The sequence below is a fragment of the Paenibacillus sp. S25 genome (assembly GCF_019454085.1).
Taxonomy (GTDB): Bacteria; Bacillota; Bacilli; order Paenibacillales; family Paenibacillaceae; genus Paenibacillus; species Paenibacillus polymyxa_B.
The window spans coordinates 4,530,001-4,547,389 of sequence record NZ_CP073683.1 but is presented as its reverse complement, the minus strand read 5'-3'; the positions used below and the strand labels follow the sequence as shown (position 1 = coordinate 4,547,389).

The window sequence follows — 17,389 nt, the reverse complement described above, 5'->3', positions numbered from 1 at the left end:
GGCGAGGGAAGATCAGGATGAAAAAAAATGTAGGAATGCTTATATTGTTTTTGTTGCTCGGTTGGCTCTTGGGTGCATGGATTGCCAAAGCCCTTCAATCGATCAAGTTCCTTTCCTTTCTGACTCACCCCACTAGGATATCTTGGTCGCCGAGAGCGGACCTGGATATTATCAGCTACAACATAACGATAAATTTTGAATTGAGCCTGCTTAGTCTGATCGGCATCATTGCCGCGTTCTGGCTGTACCGCAGGCTCTAACTGATGAAAAGGAGCTTCCCTTATGGACGGGAAAATTACGCCCCGCATTATTCTGGCATCGACTTCACCAAGAAGGAAGGAATTGCTCGCATTTTTGAGACTCCCCTTTGAGGTGGTGCCGAGTCATGCGGATGAGAGCACGCCTGAGAGCTGGACGCCTCAGCAAATCGTGGAGACCCTTGCGGCACGCAAAGCCGAAGCGGTCGTGAACACCGCCGCTCAGTCGAAGGAAGCCGGACTGGTGATTGGCAGTGATACCATTGTCGTGCTGGATGGTTCGGTGTTGGGCAAGCCTGCCGACCACGCGGACGCGGTTCGCATGCTGACTGCATTGCAGGGAAGGACACACCGTGTGTACACCGGGGTAGCCTGCATACATACCGGAACCGGCGAAATGCTTGTCAGACATCGCCAAACGGAGGTTACAATGAAGCCTCTGAGTCAAGAGCAAATTGTGGCATACGTGAATACTGGTGAACCGTCTGACAAAGCAGGAGCGTATGGCATTCAAGGCATGGGTGCTACGCTGGTGGAATCTATTCAGGGTTGTTATTTTAACGTCGTAGGATTGCCGCTTTCCTTGCTGTCGGACATGCTGTCCGATTTTGGAGTGAATGTGTTGCATCCATAAAGGGGATAAACATATGCTGGAGTCGCCAATACTGATGCTTCGCGACCTCCCCCATGAAGAACGACCAAGAGAGCGCATGATGACATATGGGGCGGATGCCTTAAGCAACGCGGAGTTGCTGGCAATATTGCTGCGTACAGGAACGCAAAATGAGTCTTCGGTGCATTTAGCGCAGCGTATTTTGCAGCAGGCAGGAAATTTGCGTCAACTGGTGGATATGAGCATGAGCGAGTTGACCCAGATTAAGGGCATTGGGGATGCTAAAGCGATACAGCTAAAAGCGGGTATCGAACTGGGGCGTCGATTAGCATTGTCTCGCCATTTGGAGACCCCGGTGATTAGTTGCCCGCGGGATGTGGCAGATCTGCTGTTTGAGCAGCTTCGTTATTTGCAGAAAGAGCATTTTGTATGCTTGTTCCTTAACACTAAAAATCATGTCATTGCTCAGGAAACACTATCTATGGGTAGCCTGAATTCTGCCATCGTGCATCCTCGTGAAGTATTTCGGGCAGCAATCAAATGCAGCAGTGCTTCAATAATTTGCGCTCATAACCATCCGAGCGGTGATCCGAAGCCAAGCCCGGAGGATGTCCAGTTGACTCGCCGCCTGATGGAAGCGGGCAACATCGTGGGTATCGACGTTCTTGATCATATTGTGATCGGGGACGGGACCTTTGTAAGTTTGAAGGAACAAGGTCTGATATAATATAATATTTAAATCAAACATTTAAATACGACCGGATAATCCGGCCTGAATAAACCGTATATACATGGATAACAGATTTCAGGGAAGAGAAAAGGAGATTACATCATGCTGGGTGGCTTTACAAAAGATTTGGGAATAGACTTGGGGACGGCAAACACGCTTGTATACGTAAGAGGTAAAGGAATTGTGGTTCGTGAACCATCTGTAGTCGCTTTGCGTACAGATACAAAAACCATTGAGGCTGTTGGTGAATCTGCGAAAAAAATGATCGGTCGCACACCGGGAAATATCCGTGCGATTCGTCCGATGAAGGACGGTGTCATTGCTGATTTTGATACGACAGCAACGATGATCAAATATTTTATCCGTCAGGCGCAAGCCCAACGCTCTTTGTTTCCACGCCATCCGAACGTGATGGTTTGTGTACCTTCAGGCATTACTGCGGTGGAGCAGCGTGCTGTTGAAGATGCGACGAAGCAAGCAGGCGCAAGAGAGGCATATACGATAGAGGAGCCGTTTGCAGCAGCAATTGGCGCTGATCTTCCTGTATGGGAGCCTACAGGCAGTATGGTTGTCGATATCGGTGGAGGTACAACCGAGGTGGCAGTCATTTCCCTGGGCGGGATTGTAACAAGCCGCTCCGTGCGTGTGGCTGGCGATGAAATGGACGAGTCCATCATCCAATACGTGAAGCGCCAATACAATCTGATGATTGGTGAACGGACTTCAGAGCAACTGAAAATGGAAGTTGGTTCAGCTATGCCATTAGAGCAAGTGGAAACCTCGGAAATCCGCGGACGTGATCTGGTAACAGGTTTGCCGAAGACGATCACGATTACTTCTGATGAAATTAGTGAAGCGTTATCGGATACAGTCAATGCAATCGTGGATGCGGTCAAAGTAACACTGGAAAAATGCCCTCCCGAGTTGGCAGCGGACATCATGGATAGAGGAATCGTACTAACTGGTGGTGGAGCACTTCTGCGTAATCTGGATAAGCTGTTGGCAGGTGAAACCGGAATGCCGGTGATCGTAGCGGAAAATCCTCTGGATTGTGTGGCAATCGGTACAGGTAGAGCGCTGGAAAATATTCATTTGTTCAAATCGCGCAGCAGTTCTGCCGTCCGTTCCAAACGTTGAATCGGGGGTGTAGGAACTGTTTAAGCTGTTTGGCAATAAAAGACTATTTGTTCTATTGATCGGAATCGTTCTGTTTATTGCCCTTATGGGGATTACACTTGGACAGAGAAATTCCTTAACCTGGCCCGAGAAGTTCGCCAGAGATTCAATTGGCTTTGTGCAAGGTATCTTTTACAGGCCCGCTTCAGCAATAGCGGGCTTCTTTGAAGATATCGGAAATATGCGCAGCATCTACGAAGAAAATGAACGGTTAAAAATTGCTGTAGCAAAGCTGACTCGTGACCAGATTCAGACCCATAATTATGTTGAAACAAATGCCAGACTGCAGAATGAACTGAAGTTCACCCAAACGCAAAAGGCGAAGAATAATTATGATTATCGTGTTGCTCAAGTGAACAGTGTCAGCAATGATTCCAAAACGCTTGTGATCGATATTGGTGAGAAAGACGGAGCGAAGGTTGGTCAGGAAGTCAGTTCGCTTGAAGGATTTGTAGGAGTCATTAGTCAAACGGGGAATTTTACGTCCACCGTTACACTGTTGACTACATTGGATCCTAAAAATCCGAATTCTTATGCCATTGCAGCGACAGTCTTGGGCAAGGAAAATCAATCGTTTGGTATGATTGAAAGCTATGATCCGGGTACGAACAGATTTCAAATGACTCGCATTGAGGAAAAAGATCCAATCGCAAAGGGTGATCAGATTATTACGTCTGGCGCAGGCGGGAAATTCCGCAAAAACCTAATGATCGGAACGGTAGAGAAGATTCAGGTTGGGGAGTTTGGCAAAACACGGACAGCGATTATTAAACCGGCAGCCAGCTTTGTGGATTGGAAAGAATTGCTCATCCTCTACACTCCTGAGGTACCGGAATAATGAAGATGCGCGGTCAGGTTCTAATACTGCTGCTGTTTGTACTGTTTATAGCTGAAGGGACGATTCTTCCGTGGCTTCTTCCGGATAGTTGGCATTCAAGAATGGTTCCGAATTTTGTGTATGTTGTGATCTTGTTTGTGTCTGTGTATTACAGCCGTCATACAGCATTGGTACTAGGTATTGTTTTTGGACTTATTCATGATGTAGTGTTCTACGGGTTTATCATTGGACCTTATTCTTTTGCAATGGGGTTGTCTGCATACTTATTGGGGCTTGTTTTTACAGCTCGACGTGCGCAGATGCCCATTATGATGGCAGCCGTGTTGATTGGTAGTTTCCTGCTGGATTCTATGCTATTTGCCATTGATCAGCTGTTCCAGCTGAATCATCAGACTTTCAATTGGGCGCTTGCTCAGTATATGATTCCTGATTTATTTATCCATTTTCTGTTCGCCCTCATCATTTATGTCCCAGTTCGCAAGCAATTGCAGCGTTTGGGTACCCGTGTGAAAAAGGAAGAGGCTGTCTAGGTCTTTTTACACACATTTTGTCCGGGTTAGCAGGGATTTGACGTCCCGGGGACGAAATGATTGAGATAGGAGGGACAGGCTAATGGCGGTGAAATCGAATCATGTCACGATTAAAGGCATCAAAGATGGCCTGGTATTCCTGCTGGACGATCAATGCGAGTTTGAGGATTTGCTGGGTGAGCTGCGTTTTAAGCTGGAGCACAGTCATCAAAATATTTTAACAGGCCCGATCATTCATGTGGATATTAAGTTGGGAAGCCGAGAAGTGACAGAGGAACAGAAGGAAAGTATTCTGGAGATTTTGAAGCAGAAGGGGAATCTGCTCATCAGGTCTGTAGAATCACCTGGACTGCCTGTGGAAGTGCAGGGAAAGCCCCCTATTCACACGGTGACAGGAATTATCCGTTCTGGTCAAGTGCTTCATCACAATGGGAACCTACTCTTTTTAGGAGATGTAAACCCGGGTGGAATTATAACATGTACTGGTGATATTTATGTCCTCGGCGCTTTGCGAGGCATGGCGCATGCGGGGATGGAGGGAAATAGTGAAGCGATTATTGCGGCTTCCTATTTTGCACCGACACAGCTGCGAATTTCCGAAATGATCAGCCGTCCACCAGATGAATGGGAGACACGTGAATCCGGTATGGAATTTGCGTATCTCAAGGATGGCGCTATGCAAATAGATAAAATGAGCAATATTGTGCGTCTGGGCCGCGATTTTAACGTGTTCAAAGGGGTGTAGCACATGGGAGAGGCTATCGTCGTCACTTCAGGAAAAGGCGGCGTCGGCAAAACGACGACGTCAGCCAATATAGGAACAGCGCTTGCACTGCTCGGCAAAAAGGTATGTTTGGTGGATACGGATATCGGTTTGCGTAATCTAGACGTTGTGATGGGTCTGGAAAACCGGATTATTTATGACCTTGTTGATGTAGCGGAAGGTCGTTGCCGTTTAAATCAGGCACTGGTTAAGGACAAGCGTTTTGAGGAGCTGTATATGCTGCCAGCCGCTCAAACCAAGGACAAGAGTGCTGTTACGCCGGAGCAGGTTAAGGATATTATTTTGGAGCTTAAAAAGGATTTTGAATATATATTGATCGACTGCCCTGCGGGTATTGAACAAGGCTTTAAAAATGCCATTGCCGGGGCGGATCAGGCCATTGTTGTGACCACTCCAGAAAATGCAGCCGTACGCGATGCAGACCGGGTAATTGGTTTACTGGAAAGCTCACATGTGATATCACCCAAGTTGGTGGTTAACCGCATTCGCAATAGCATGGTTAAATCCGGAGATATGCTGGATATTGATGGGATTTTACAAGTGCTTAGCATAGACCTTATTGGGATTGTGCCGGATGATGAAATGGTAATTAAAGCAGCTAATACAGGGGAGCCTACTGTTATGAATCCAGATTCACAGGCCGCGATTGCTTACCGTAACATTGCGAGACGGATTTTGGGCGATACAGTGCCCCTCATGCAGCTGGACCAGAAGAAAAGCGTGATGACACGCTTTAAGAAGTTTTTTGGTATGGGTGGATGAGGAAAACAGGAAGTTATGGCTGGTAAATTGCTTCCACACTTTCTATGTGATTTTCCATTGGTTCTAAGGTAGGAGCTGTAGTAGTATTCATTTGTAATACTAGACACTTAAATAAGTAGTAATCTTATTTAAGTGTTTTGGCTTGTTTTTTTAATTTCCATAATACAGTTTCTCAAAATTTAGGGTCACTACATAAATATCATAAATACAAAACATAACCGGTGCGCTAGCGCCGGTTTTTTTTTGATTTTCAGGTGCGTATTCCCGAACCGGACAACATAAGTTGAAGCCCGTCCTCATAAGATGTATCAAACATACCTCGCCGAGGGGGCTGAACAGGATGAATAAAAATTCCGGAATCAAGCAGCGCAGAGAAGAACGTATACAGCAGCTAATCGCGGGAAGCAAAGCGGAGACGTATCCCTCTGGCATATATCAGAACAGGCACGGGGATAAAGATATGAAGTCGATGCCTATAGTCAGTGCCAACTCGCCCAGAGACCCAGAAACTGAGTGGAAAAATGAGCGGCAACGCTGGCAGCAATCTTTTGGGACGAATCGTGGTCCGTCTTTTTGGACTTCCTTTTGGCGAAGATCAGTCATAGCAACGGTATTATTTGGAATGGTATGGGGAATGTTTCGTTGGGATATTCCCTATGCAGTGAATTTGAGAATGTTTATTGCAGATGCCTTGAATAAGGATATGGACTTTGCAGCCGTCGGACAATGGTATGAAACTTATTTTGATGGAGCTCCTTCCTTTTTGCCGATTTTTGGCGAGGAGCATGAAACGCACAAGGTAGACGCAAGTCGAAAGGGATCTCCACCGATCGAAGGCAACATAACACAGCCTTTTGTACTGAGCCTTAAAGGGGTAGAAATTACGCCGAATGTTACCGACAACGGGGCAATCGCTGTTAAAAGTATAGATGCAGGACGAGTATTAGACATATTAAATCATCCTGAAAGCGGGATTTCGGTTACAGTTCGACACACAGGCGGTATCACAGCAACTTACGGAAGGCTTTCCCGCTCTACCTTAAAAGTGAACGACTGGGTTCAGGAGGGAGATGAGATCGGTGTACTGCCAGCAAGTCACAGTGGCAGCGAGGCGGCAACTTTGTTTTTAGCAGTTCAGAGAGGGGATCAGTACATTGACCCGTCGGAAGTGGTAGCCCTTGATTAATGTCCGAGGGGTGACCTTATCACTACATCCACTGTTTGTATTGGTTATGCTGACCTCTATATTAACTGGACATTTTATCGAGATCATAACTTTATTTACATTGGTGTTTATTCATGAGCTAGGTCATGCGACAGCTGCTTCATTGTTGGGCGCGCGGGTGCTTTCCATACAGATGTTACCCTTTGGGGGAGTGGCGGTCATTGAGGATCAGGGGAAGCTCAATGCGTGGAAGGAGATTGTCATTGCGCTAGCGGGGCCCCTGCAAAACGGAATCATGATCATCATCCTTTTGTGGTTCAGAAATGTGAGTGGGCTGGAGTATAATTATGTAAATTATATAATTCAAGGGAATGCAGTTATTGCACTGTTTAATTTGCTGCCCATTTTACCACTTGATGGTGGAAAAATATTGCAGTCAATGATTAGCTTATCTTGTTCTTATCACCGCACATTAGTGTGGACTTTTAGAGCCAGTATCGTAACGAGTCTGCTATTTTGTATGTATGGTATTTCGCCGTTGTTAAGGCAAAATGGACCTATGCATTTAAATCTGCTGGCGGTAGGGATTTTTTTGCTTTATTCTAATATTGTGGATTATCGGAATATCCCTTACCGTTTTATACGGTTTTTGCTGGGGAGGGACGAGCTTTTTTACCGCGAAGTAGCTAAGGGGAGCATTGCCTTACCTATTATATCCCTGCCAGTGAAACATTTGGAGCCTATTTTGCGTCTTTTCAGAAGAGATCGGTATCATATGATTTATGTTATGAATGAACAGGGACGGATTGTAGCCGTACTGCCGGAGCAACGTCTTATTCGCTCTTATTTTGCGACACGCCCGCCAGATGGTGGAGAACCCAAGCCCAAATAATGTTTTATGAGTTAAGGAAGAGGCTGTATCCAGAGAGGTTGAAAAACCATGAAGCAAATGATTGTACAATGCCAGCAGCAGATGACCCAAATGGCGCTGTTGGAAGAGGGACGATTGGTTGAATACGCGGCTGAACTACCGCGAAAACGGGGAATTCTAGGTTCTTTTTTCAAAGCGAGGGTGGTCAATGTGCTACCAGGTATGCAAGCCGCCTTTGTTGACATTGGACAGCGAAAGAATGCCTTTTTGTATGTAGATGACGTACTTCATGCTCATTTGGACAAGCAGCCGGAGGTAAAACCATCCATTTCTGAAGTGTTAAAGGTGGGGCAGGAAATTGTAGTGCAGGTATTAAAAGAGGCTGTTGGTAGCAAAGGAGCCAGGGTCACCACTCATTTTTCACTTCCGGGTCGCTGGATCGTATATATGCCCCGTGCTGATTATGTGGCCGTATCCAAGAAGATCGAACGTGAGGGCGAACGTACCCGTTTGAAAGCAATGGGAGAGCAGCTACGAACAAGTGAGGAAGGACTCATAATCCGTACCGTTTCGGAAGAAATGAGTATAGAGGCGATTGAAAATGATTTAAATCAACTGCGTAAGCAGTGGGCGGCTATTCAGCGTAAAGCTGGTGAACACTCGGCTCCGTGCGAATTACATCGGGATTTAAGTATCGTTCAGCGATTGATTAGGGATGTGTTTACACCTGAACAGGATGAACTGGTTATTGACAGCGAAGAGCAAGCAAAGGATGCAGAAATAATGCTGCAACAGATTGGTCCTGCGAAAGCTCATGTAAGTATATTTCGTGGTGCAGAAGAAACGATTTTCAAAGCTTATGGCATTCATGAGCAGCTGGAACGCGATTTTGCGCGAAAGGTATGGCTGCAGGGCGGCGGATACATTGTCATTGATCATACGGAGGCATTAACCGTCATTGATGTGAATACGGGGAAGTTTACGGGAGGCAGTAATCTGGAAGAGACGGTGACCCGGACTAACATTGAAGCAGCTGAAGAGATTGCCCGCCTGGTACGTGTACGTGATATTGGTGGTATCATCATCATTGATTTTATTGACATGGAACAAGAGGAGAACCGTCGGGAAGTATCCTCTGTGCTGGAAGCAAGATTGAAGAAGGATCGAACCAAATCTTATGTTGTCGGTTGGACGCGGTTAGGTTTGCTGGAAATGACCCGCAAAAAAGTGCGTGAGGAAAAGACGCTCGTGTAGAGCGATGCGTAACCAAAAATCATTTTAAAACTAAAGGTTGAATGTGTACAAAGCTTGTGCTACAATCATTTAGTATGTGTGATGCGTAAGATTGGCTGCACATGCTGTAACCGCTCCAATCAGGTACTGAAGTGCAGTATCCTAAGGGAATCTGTCACCTGCTATTAGGCGAGTCTGAGACATAAGGAGGTGCAAGCAAATGTACGCAATTATCGAAACAGGTGGTAAGCAATACAAAGTTCAAGAGGGCGACGTATTGTTCATCGAGAAGTTGGAAGCTAATGATGGTGAAACTGTAACGTTTGATCGTGTTCTGGCAGTGTCCGGCGACAATGGCTTGACAGCAGGTACACCGCTTCTTTCTGGAGCTTCTGTAACAGCTAAAGTTGAGAAGCATGGTCAAGGTCAAAAGGTCATCGTATACAAATACAAACCTAAAAAGAACTACCATGTGAAGCAAGGTCATCGTCAACCGTACACGAAAGTGACGATTGAAAAAATCCAAGCGTAAGAGGGTGCGATAAGTGATTATCGTGCGTATTACACGACTGGAGGATGGCAGCATACAGGGGTTTTCCGTTAAAGGGCATGCGAATTTCGCTAAATCTGGCGAGGATATCGTATGTGCTGGCGTTTCAGCGGTAACGGTAGGAACTGTCAATTCGATTGGGGCTCTTACGGACGTTGAGATGGAAACGGAAATGGAAAACGGCTTTTTAAGCGCGTATCTTTCTCCTGAAAGTTATCATGATGCGAACGCACAGGTTCAACTGTTGCTGGAGTCCATGGTGATTATGCTGACAAGTATTGCTGAATCATACGGTAAGTATATTCAAATAGAAAATAATCAAAGAAGGAGGTAGACATCATGTTGAAATTGACATTGGATCTTCAATTATTCGCATCGAAAAAAGGTGTAGGTTCCACAAAAAACGGACGTGACAGTAGATCGAAACGTCTTGGAGTGAAACGTGCTGACGGTCAAGCAGTTACCGGCGGTAGCATCCTGGTTCGTCAACGCGGAACGAAAATTCACCCGGGCACGAACGTGGGCATCGGTAAGGACGACACTCTGTTCGCGAAAGTGGACGGCGTTGTGAAGTTCGAACGTTGGGGCCGTGATCGCAAAAAGGTGAGCATCTACCCGATCGACGTTGCTCCAGTAGCAGCTACTGTAGAAGCTTAATAGCGGCTTAGACACGCTGAAAAGCCTCCGGCACTTTTGTCGGAGGCTTTTTTGCATGATGGTAATGAACTGGAAAGTTAGTCTGTGCTATACTGGATTAAGGTTCTTTAATAATCCATTTAATTTCGCAGAACGGAGAGAAGCCATGTTCCAGCGGATAAGAGCGCCTTATCTGGCGTTGGGTTCCATTCTGATTCCTTTGGTTTTTTCACTGCTCTATCCTGAAGTATTAACGATTATTTTATTAGCAGTATGGTCTGTAGTTGCTGCATGCTTTGGTATGTGGTATACGCAAAGAAAGGTTGAGTATGAGCGGAAAGCTGCTTTGCGTTCTTTTGAGCGTACAGCGATTTCAATGCTTAACCATCATCGGCATGACTGGATGAATGACTTGCAGGTGCTTTATGGATATATTCGTATGAATAAGCATGATAAATCTGTTGCTTATGTGGAAACAATAAAAGGGCGCGTGGCGGAAGACAGTAAAATATCTAAGTTGGGTATTCCCTCACTGGTGTTTTATTTGCAGTCTTTTCGCGTGAATGCCGGTAATTTACAGTTGTCGGTACAGGTTGAGGAGCAGTTAAAGTTAGACGCTGTCATGTCTCCCGAAGACGGCGAGTCGCTTGCCTCGGCCGTCATAGAAACGGTGCGTGCGTATCAATATGGCGGGGGCCGGTCGTCCTGGGGAGAAGTGCGCAGATTGACACTTTTTTTCGGTATGGATCAGAATGATGTTATCGTCCGTTTTGAAGGAAGTGACATACCTGCTGATTTGAATATCCTAAAGCGGGTCAGATCCGTACTCGGAAGTGAACGCATTCGAACAGAGAAGCTCCCTACGGGCGAAATGCTTCAAATTCGGATGCAGTGCCAGACATAAGGAAGGTGTAACCATGTTTGTAGATAAAGCGAAGATTTTTGTTAAAGGCGGTGACGGTGGAGACGGATTGATTGCGTTTCGCCGTGAGAAATACGTTCCTGAAGGTGGCCCAGGTGGTGGTGACGGAGGGAACGGTGGAGACGTAATTTTCCGTGTAGATGAGGGTTTGCGTACCTTGATGGATTTTCGGTACCAACGTCATTTTAAAGCCCAGCGTGGAGTAAAAGGTCGCAACAAAAGCCAACACGGAGCCAATGCGGAGCACATGATCGTACGAATACCACCGGGAACGGTCATCATAGATGATGATACTGGTGAAGTAGTAGCAGATATGACACGTCATGGTCAACAAGTTGTTGTAGCTAAAGGAGGACGCGGAGGACGCGGGAACATCCGTTTTGCTACGCCGAATAATCCAGCGCCTGAGTTGGCTGAGAACGGCGCTGAGGGACAAGAACGTTATATCACGCTTGAGTTAAAAGTAATGGCTGACGTAGGTTTGGTCGGGTTCCCTAGTGTAGGGAAGTCTACCTTGTTGTCGGTTGTATCTTCCGCAAAACCGAAAATTGGGGCATACCACTTTACAACGATTACTCCGAATTTGGGCGTTGTGGATGTGGGTGATCATCGTAACTTTGTGATGGCGGATTTGCCTGGTTTGATTGAAGGAGCTCATGAAGGTATTGGGCTGGGTCATGAATTTCTGCGGCACATTGAGCGGACACGTATTATTATCCATGTCGTGGATATGGCGGGCTCCGAAGGACGTGATCCGTTTGAAGATTGGACTAAAATTAACGACGAATTGAAGCAATATAATGCAACATTGGCTGAGCGTCCACAAATTGTGGCGGCCAATAAAATGGATATGCCGGAAGCTGAAGAAAACCTGACTCACTTCAAAGAGCAGATTGCTTCTATACGTCCTGATCTTGAAATCATGCCTATTTCCTCACTGACACGTCAAGGTGTGAAGGAATTGCTCTACCGGGCTGCTGATTTGCTGGATCAAATACCGGACGAGCCGGTTGTTGAGGAAGTAGCAGAAGTCAATGAACGTAAGGTATTTAAGCTGGATACAGCAGAAGACGATAGCTTTACAATTGTACGTGAAAACGATACATTCGTGGTGCAGAGTCCTAAAATTGAGCGCATGATGAAGCGCATGCAGTTAAACTCGCATGATGCCATTTTGAAATTAGCAAGAACGTTACGCCATATGGGTGTGGATGCTGAGTTACGCAAGCGTGGCGCCAAAGATGGTACATCTGTACGCATTGCTGATTTCGAGTTCGAATTTGTTGAAGGCAGCAGCTACTACTAAATTTCAAATAAAGGTCTAAAACCTGAACGGTTACTGTACTATAGGAAACTCTATAGAAGGCAGTAGCCGTTTTTTGCATTGTTTGCTTGCCGATTTTCAAGAGTTTCGATATAATGTCCTCTATACAAAAACATAAGTCTTTGAGGAGAGGACGTTCTTGAAAGAGCGCTATTACTTGGTACGGGAAGATATTTTGCCTGAAGCTATTGTTAAGACCATACAGGTGAAACTGCTGCTGGCTTCAGGAGATGTTAAAACCGTGCATGATGCCGTGGAGCAAGTTGGGCTAAGCCGAAGCGCCTTTTATAAATATAAGGATGGCATACATTTGGTTAACCAGCTGGAGCGTGAGCGAATTGTCAATATCTCTATTGATTTAGAGCATCAATCCGGAATGTTGTCCAGGGTGCTTGGCAGAGTGGCTGATTTCGGAGGCAATGTGCTGACGATCCAGCAAAGTATTCCACTGCAAGGCAGAGCCAACGTAGTCATCTCGGTAGAAATGTCCAGACTCAGTGAAGAGTTGGGTGTTCTACTGGAGGGCTTGGAAGACATCTCTGGAGTTAAACGTGTTCGCCTGATTGGGCAAGGTTAAGGCAATACAGTTCATTAGACATAAGTTCGCGGGAGGGGAATGGATGAAACCGGTCAAAGTAGGATTGTTAGGTTTGGGGACGGTTGGAACGGGAGTCGTTCGAATCGTAGAAGGCAATCAGGAAGACTTGAGCAGACAAGTCGGTTCACCGATCATCATTGAAAAAATAGCTGTAAAAAACATAGAAAAATATCGTTCCATTGAAGTAGAGACGGCCAAGCTTACTGAGGACCCATGGGAAGTTATTCGGGACCCTGAAATTGATGTAATTATTGAAGTTATGGGCGGCGTTGATCAGACGAAGGAGTACATTCTTGAAGCGCTGGAGCGGGGGAAACACATCGTAACAGCAAATAAGGACTTAATGGCTTTGCACGGTTCTGAAGTATTAGCAAAGGCGCAGGAAAAGCAGTGTGATATTTTTTATGAAGCTAGTGTAGCGGGTGGTATTCCGATCATTCGTACATTAATTGAAGGCTTTTCCTCTGACCGCATTACCCGCATTATGGGGATTGTGAACGGTACGACAAACTTTATTTTAACAAAAATGAGTCAGGAAGGGGCCTCGTACGAGGAAGTTCTCAAGGAAGCGCAGGAGCTTGGGTATGCTGAATCGGATCCGACCTCAGACGTGGAAGGACTGGATGCAGCTCGCAAAATGGCAATTCTCGGCACGCTTGGTTTCCGCTCTAATGTAGAGCTCAAGGATGTAAGTGTCAGCGGCATTTCAAAGGTAACCAGTGAAGATATTGCTTTTGCTAAAAAACTAGGATATGAAATGAAATTGCTCGGCATTGCAGAGCGCCAAGGTGATGAATTTACGATTAACGTTCAGCCGACCATGGTACGAAAGCAGCATCCACTGGCTTCAGTGAATGGGGTATTCAACGCGGTGTATGTGCATGGTGAAGCAGTGGGTGAAACCATGTTTTATGGTGCGGGTGCAGGTGAAATGCCGACGGCAACATCGGTTGTAGCCGATTTAGTAGCTGTAGTGAAAAATCTCAAACTTGGTGTCAATGGGCTTAAAGCCATCGTTCCTTACAATCCTAAAAAAATTAGTAACGATGAAGATGTGTATTTCAAAAACTTCGTGCTTCTGCATGTGGATGATAAAGCAGGGGTGTTGGCACGGATTACGCAAGTATTTGCTGAATTTGATGTCAGTCTGGCATCTGTTGTGCAGCAACCGAATGAGGTTAACCCCGATGCTGAAATTATTATCGTGACTCATTTAGCCAGTAAAGCGAGTATGAAAAAGGTTTTGGAGCATTTTGAAACTTTGGACGTCATCCGTCGCATCAAGAGCGTATATCGAGTAGAGGGATAGTCAATAAAAGCAGGAGGAATTGTCTGTATGACCGTTTTAAAAACAGCAAGAGTGCGTGTGCCTGCGAGTACGGCCAACTTGGGTCCCGGCTTTGATACATTGGGCATGGCATTGTCCTTATATGCATGGATTGAAATGAAGGAGGCCGAACAGACGGCTTTTCATTTATACGGAAATGAAATGAATGGTGTTCCCCAAGATAAAACTAATCTGATTTTCAAGGTAGCACAAATGGTTTTTCGGGAAGCAGGTGTATCTGTTCCTGAGCTCGATATTTCGATGTACTCGGATATTCCGCTTACTCGTGGTTTGGGCAGCAGTGCTTCTGCCATTGTGGGCGCTTTGGTCGCTGCCAATACGTTGATTGGCTCGCCTCTGCCGGATTCCAAGCTGTTTGATATGGCAAGCGCCATTGAAAAACATCCGGATAATGTTGGAGCTTCCCTGTTTGGTGGTATTATTACAGCGATGTGGGATGGCGAGCATGCTAGGCATTTACGACTTGAACCGGATGCTAATCTGGAGGTTATGGTAGTTATTCCAGATTTTCAGCTGTCCACGTCGAAAGCCAGAGAGGTTCTACCCGCGCATGTATCATTGAAGGATGCCGTATATAATATAAGTCATGCTTCCATGCTGGTAGCAGCATTGGCGTCGGGAAGAACCGATTTAATTGCCGAAGCGATGCGTGATCAGCTTCATCAGCCTTACCGTGCGGCGCTTGTGCCGGGTATGACAGAGATCCTGCAGGATGCGCACCATTATGGTGCCTTGGGTGTGGCTCTCAGTGGGGCTGGACCGACGCTGCTGGCATTGATGGATCAACGGGAGAATCGGAAAGCGGAGCTGGAGCAGTATTTAACGGATACCATGAACAAAGAGGGGATCACTGCTTCTGTTTTAAAATTGCGCCCTGAGAGTGAAGGAGTTAAAGTATATACAGAAGGGAATACACTCCCTTTTATGGATATGATTAAAGGGGAACTTACGATATGAAACGAATTGCACTTCTTCCTGAGGGGACCGTTTCTCATGAAGCGATTAAGTATTTGTTAGGAGATATGCCCCATGAATTACTGTTTTACAAGCATATTGCGGACGTATTTCAGGCAGTAGACAAGGGACAGGCAGACTATAGTGTAATTCCCATTGAAAATACGATTGATGGCTCTGTAAGTTTGCATATGGATTGGCTTGTACATGAAGTAGACATTCAAATGCAGGCGGAATGGGTATATCCTTCAATTCAAAATCTTATTGGACATCGTAGTGAGTTTACGAAGGATTTGGACAAGCTGGATTTGAGCAAAGTGGTCAAAATTATGTCTCATCCTGTAGCGCTTCCCCAGTGTAAAGAATTCATACAGACTTCCGCACCTCAGGCGGAGCTGGAGAGTGCAGGAAGTACGGCAGAAGCCGTCGAAATTGTTAAACATAACCCCGGTAAAGGCTGGACCGCTCTCGGAACCAAGCTTGCGGCTGCCAAACACGGATTGGATATTTTGGCCAGTAAAGTGACGGATCACGATAACAACTTTACCCGCTTCGTCTTGATCGGCCATCAACCTATAAGTCTCCCGGGTACGCCTGAAGGTCAACGAACCAGTATTTTGGTCACGCCGCCGCAGGATTTCCCGGGAGCGCTGCACCAGGTTTTATCCGCATTTGCATGGCGCAGGTTAAATCTGTCCCGTATTGAATCGCGTCCGACCAAAAAGCAATTGGGGAATTATTATTTTTACATTGAAGTTTTGGAATCTCTGCATTCCGTTCTGCTTCCGGCAGCCTTTGCAGAGATCGAGGCTTTGGGGTGCCATGTACGTATTCTTGGCTCTTATCCAAGCTACAAGTATGTTGAAGCAGCGATCGAACCTATTTTAAAGGAACATTAATCGGAGGTGTGGTTTTAATGGCAGAACAATGGATCTATCTGGATGGGCAGCATGTGACTAAGGAAAATGCAAAGGTTTCCGTATATGATCATGGATTCTTGTACGGAGACGGTATATTCGAGGGCATTCGTATTTATAACGGGAATATTTTTAAATGTAAGGAGCACTTGGAGCGTCTGTATGATTCTGCGAAATCCATTCAATTAAACATTCCGTTGTCTCCTGATGAAATGTTGGAAGCAATGGCTGAAACGATTCGTCTTAACGAAATGCGTAACGGATATATCCGTCTGATTGTATCCCGAGGTGCAGGAAATCTAGGTTTAGATCCTCTTCGTTGTGCGAAGGCGAGTGTTATCATTATCGTGGAGCAGCTCGCCATTTACCCGGAAGAAGCTTACTTGACTGGCCTGAAGACAATTTCTGTCTCTCAGCGTCGCAACATCCCAGATGCTTTGAATCCGAAGATTAAATCATTGAACTATCTCAACAATATCCTCGTGAAGATCCAGTCTAACTATGCTGGTGTAGGTGAGGCTATTATGCTTAATTCCCAAGGGTATGTGACGGAAGGCTCTGCGGACAACATTTTCATTGTCAAAAACGGAGTGTTATATACACCTCCTTGCTATTTGGGAGCGCTTGAAGGGATTACTCGTAATGCTATTATCGATTTGTGTACTAAGCTTGGATACCCCCTTAAGGAACAACCTTTTACACTGCATGATGTTTATGTTGCGGACGAGGTGTTTTTTACAGGAACTGCTGCAGAAGTTATTGCAGCTTATGAAGTGGATGGTCGTACGATCGGCTCCGGCGTTGCTGGCCCAGTGACTTTGGAACTCCTGGCTGAGTTCCGGAAGATCGTGGATCAGGATGGCTACAAAGTGTGGCAGGACTAAAATAAAACCGAATCCTTTTAACTGAATGCTCGTGAGAGTATTCGGTTGAGAGGATTTTTTTGTTTGTATGGGGTCATTCGCCCGGGAGGTGCATAGGATGTAATAACAGAAGCCGGGCGTTTATCCCGCCCGAACGAAAGTCTAGGAGGTTTGTGACCTGTGAAAATACACATCGTCAAAAAAGGTGACACTCTGTACTTGCTGGCACAGAAGTATAATGTGACGCTGGAGAAAGTTATTGCCGCCAATCCCCAATTGGCAGACCCTAATCAGTTGAGCATCGGCGAGAAAATTAAA

At 45.9% G+C, this 17,389-nt stretch carries 22 protein-coding genes and 1 other annotated feature (1 of these 23 cut by a window edge); all 22 genes read left to right on the top strand.

Features of this window, described 5'->3' with window-relative positions; translation table 11 throughout:
* Positions 1–17 precede the first annotated feature (17 nt).
* Complete coding sequence (locus KAI37_RS19875; RefSeq protein ID WP_023989955.1) at positions 18–260, top strand: DUF4321 domain-containing protein; 243 nt, start codon at positions 18–20, stop codon at positions 258–260.
* A 22-nt stretch (positions 261–282) separates the two neighbouring features.
* Entirely contained in the window at positions 283–891 is a 609-nt protein-coding gene (locus KAI37_RS19870) for a Maf family protein (RefSeq protein WP_071642572.1), read from the top strand.
* A gap of 13 nt (positions 892–904) precedes the next feature.
* Positions 905–1,597 (top strand): RadC family protein, encoded by a 693-nt coding sequence (radC, locus tag KAI37_RS19865; protein ID WP_081366859.1) that lies wholly within the window; start codon positions 905–907, stop codon positions 1,595–1,597.
* Between the two features lie 105 nt (positions 1,598–1,702).
* Positions 1,703–2,737 carry a rod shape-determining protein gene (locus tag KAI37_RS19860; RefSeq protein ID WP_013311600.1) on the top strand — a complete coding sequence of 345 codons (1,035 nt, stop codon included), beginning with the start codon at positions 1,703–1,705 and terminating at the stop codon, positions 2,735–2,737.
* A 55-nt stretch (positions 2,738–2,792) separates the two neighbouring features.
* Positions 2,793–3,614 (top strand): rod shape-determining protein MreC, encoded by an 822-nt coding sequence (gene mreC, locus KAI37_RS19855; RefSeq protein ID WP_023989952.1) that lies wholly within the window; start codon positions 2,793–2,795, stop codon positions 3,612–3,614.
* Positions 3,614–4,144, top strand: a complete 531-nt coding sequence (gene mreD / locus KAI37_RS19850) for a rod shape-determining protein MreD (protein WP_023989951.1) — start codon at positions 3,614–3,616, stop codon at positions 4,142–4,144. Before mreC ends, mreD begins: the two co-directional genes overlap by 1 nt.
* Positions 4,145–4,226: 82 nt before the next feature.
* The gene (minC, locus tag KAI37_RS19845) at positions 4,227–4,889 is read left to right on the top strand and encodes a septum site-determining protein MinC (RefSeq protein WP_013311597.1); all 663 of its coding nucleotides are present in this window, start codon (positions 4,227–4,229) and stop codon (positions 4,887–4,889) included.
* Between the two features lie 3 nt (positions 4,890–4,892).
* On the top strand, positions 4,893–5,690 hold the full coding sequence (minD, locus tag KAI37_RS19840) for a septum site-determining protein MinD (protein WP_013311596.1): 798 nt from the start codon (positions 4,893–4,895) through the stop codon (positions 5,688–5,690).
* Positions 5,691–6,030: 340 nt separating this feature from the next.
* Complete coding sequence (locus KAI37_RS19835; RefSeq protein WP_076294402.1) at positions 6,031–6,876, top strand: peptidoglycan DD-metalloendopeptidase family protein; 846 nt, start codon at positions 6,031–6,033, stop codon at positions 6,874–6,876.
* Positions 6,869–7,747 carry a M50 family metallopeptidase gene (locus tag KAI37_RS19830; protein ID WP_071642568.1) on the top strand — a complete coding sequence of 293 codons (879 nt, stop codon included), beginning with the start codon at positions 6,869–6,871 and terminating at the stop codon, positions 7,745–7,747. Before KAI37_RS19835 ends, KAI37_RS19830 begins: the two co-directional genes overlap by 8 nt.
* 48 nt (positions 7,748–7,795) lie before the next feature.
* Positions 7,796–8,980 carry an Rne/Rng family ribonuclease gene (locus tag KAI37_RS19825; protein ID WP_071642566.1) on the top strand — a complete coding sequence of 395 codons (1,185 nt, stop codon included), beginning with the start codon at positions 7,796–7,798 and terminating at the stop codon, positions 8,978–8,980.
* A gap of 98 nt (positions 8,981–9,078) precedes the next feature.
* Positions 9,079–9,166: a sequence feature (ribosomal protein L21 leader region), on the top strand.
* 13 nt (positions 9,167–9,179) lie between these two features.
* The gene (gene rplU, locus KAI37_RS19820) at positions 9,180–9,491 is read left to right on the top strand and encodes a 50S ribosomal protein L21 (RefSeq protein ID WP_013311592.1); all 312 of its coding nucleotides are present in this window, start codon (positions 9,180–9,182) and stop codon (positions 9,489–9,491) included.
* A gap of 13 nt (positions 9,492–9,504) precedes the next feature.
* Complete coding sequence (locus KAI37_RS19815) at positions 9,505–9,843, top strand: ribosomal-processing cysteine protease Prp (protein WP_013311591.1); 339 nt, start codon at positions 9,505–9,507, stop codon at positions 9,841–9,843.
* A gap of 5 nt (positions 9,844–9,848) precedes the next feature.
* A complete protein-coding gene (rpmA, locus tag KAI37_RS19810) occupies positions 9,849–10,166 on the top strand; it encodes a 50S ribosomal protein L27 (RefSeq protein WP_013311590.1) in 318 nt (105 codons plus the stop codon).
* A 145-nt stretch (positions 10,167–10,311) separates the two neighbouring features.
* Positions 10,312–11,049, top strand: coding sequence for a Spo0B domain-containing protein (locus KAI37_RS19805; protein WP_071644385.1), 738 nt, complete (start codon positions 10,312–10,314; stop codon positions 11,047–11,049).
* A gap of 13 nt (positions 11,050–11,062) precedes the next feature.
* Positions 11,063–12,373, top strand: a complete 1,311-nt coding sequence (gene obgE / locus KAI37_RS19800) for a GTPase ObgE (RefSeq protein WP_076294401.1) — start codon at positions 11,063–11,065, stop codon at positions 12,371–12,373.
* 157 nt (positions 12,374–12,530) lie between these two features.
* Complete coding sequence (locus KAI37_RS19795) at positions 12,531–12,968, top strand: ACT domain-containing protein (protein ID WP_013311587.1); 438 nt, start codon at positions 12,531–12,533, stop codon at positions 12,966–12,968.
* A gap of 43 nt (positions 12,969–13,011) precedes the next feature.
* On the top strand, positions 13,012–14,298 hold the full coding sequence (locus tag KAI37_RS19790; protein ID WP_023989944.1) for a homoserine dehydrogenase: 1,287 nt from the start codon (positions 13,012–13,014) through the stop codon (positions 14,296–14,298).
* Positions 14,299–14,325: 27 nt separating this feature from the next.
* The gene (gene thrB / locus KAI37_RS19785) at positions 14,326–15,294 is read left to right on the top strand and encodes a homoserine kinase (RefSeq protein WP_071642564.1); all 969 of its coding nucleotides are present in this window, start codon (positions 14,326–14,328) and stop codon (positions 15,292–15,294) included.
* Positions 15,291–16,190: a prephenate dehydratase gene (pheA, locus tag KAI37_RS19780; RefSeq protein WP_071642563.1), complete on the top strand. Its 900-nt coding sequence runs from the start codon at positions 15,291–15,293 to the stop codon at positions 16,188–16,190. Before thrB ends, pheA begins: the two co-directional genes overlap by 4 nt.
* Before the next feature lie 17 nt (positions 16,191–16,207).
* The gene (gene ilvE / locus KAI37_RS19775; RefSeq protein WP_076294400.1) at positions 16,208–17,092 is read left to right on the top strand and encodes a branched-chain-amino-acid transaminase; all 885 of its coding nucleotides are present in this window, start codon (positions 16,208–16,210) and stop codon (positions 17,090–17,092) included.
* 159 nt (positions 17,093–17,251) lie between these two features.
* On the top strand, positions 17,252–17,389 hold the 5' end (the start) of the coding sequence (locus tag KAI37_RS19770; protein WP_076294399.1) for a LysM peptidoglycan-binding domain-containing protein. The gene runs 1,473 nt beyond the window's last position; the window shows 138 of its 1,611 coding nt (coding positions 1–138); the start codon lies at positions 17,252–17,254; its stop codon lies beyond the right edge, outside the window.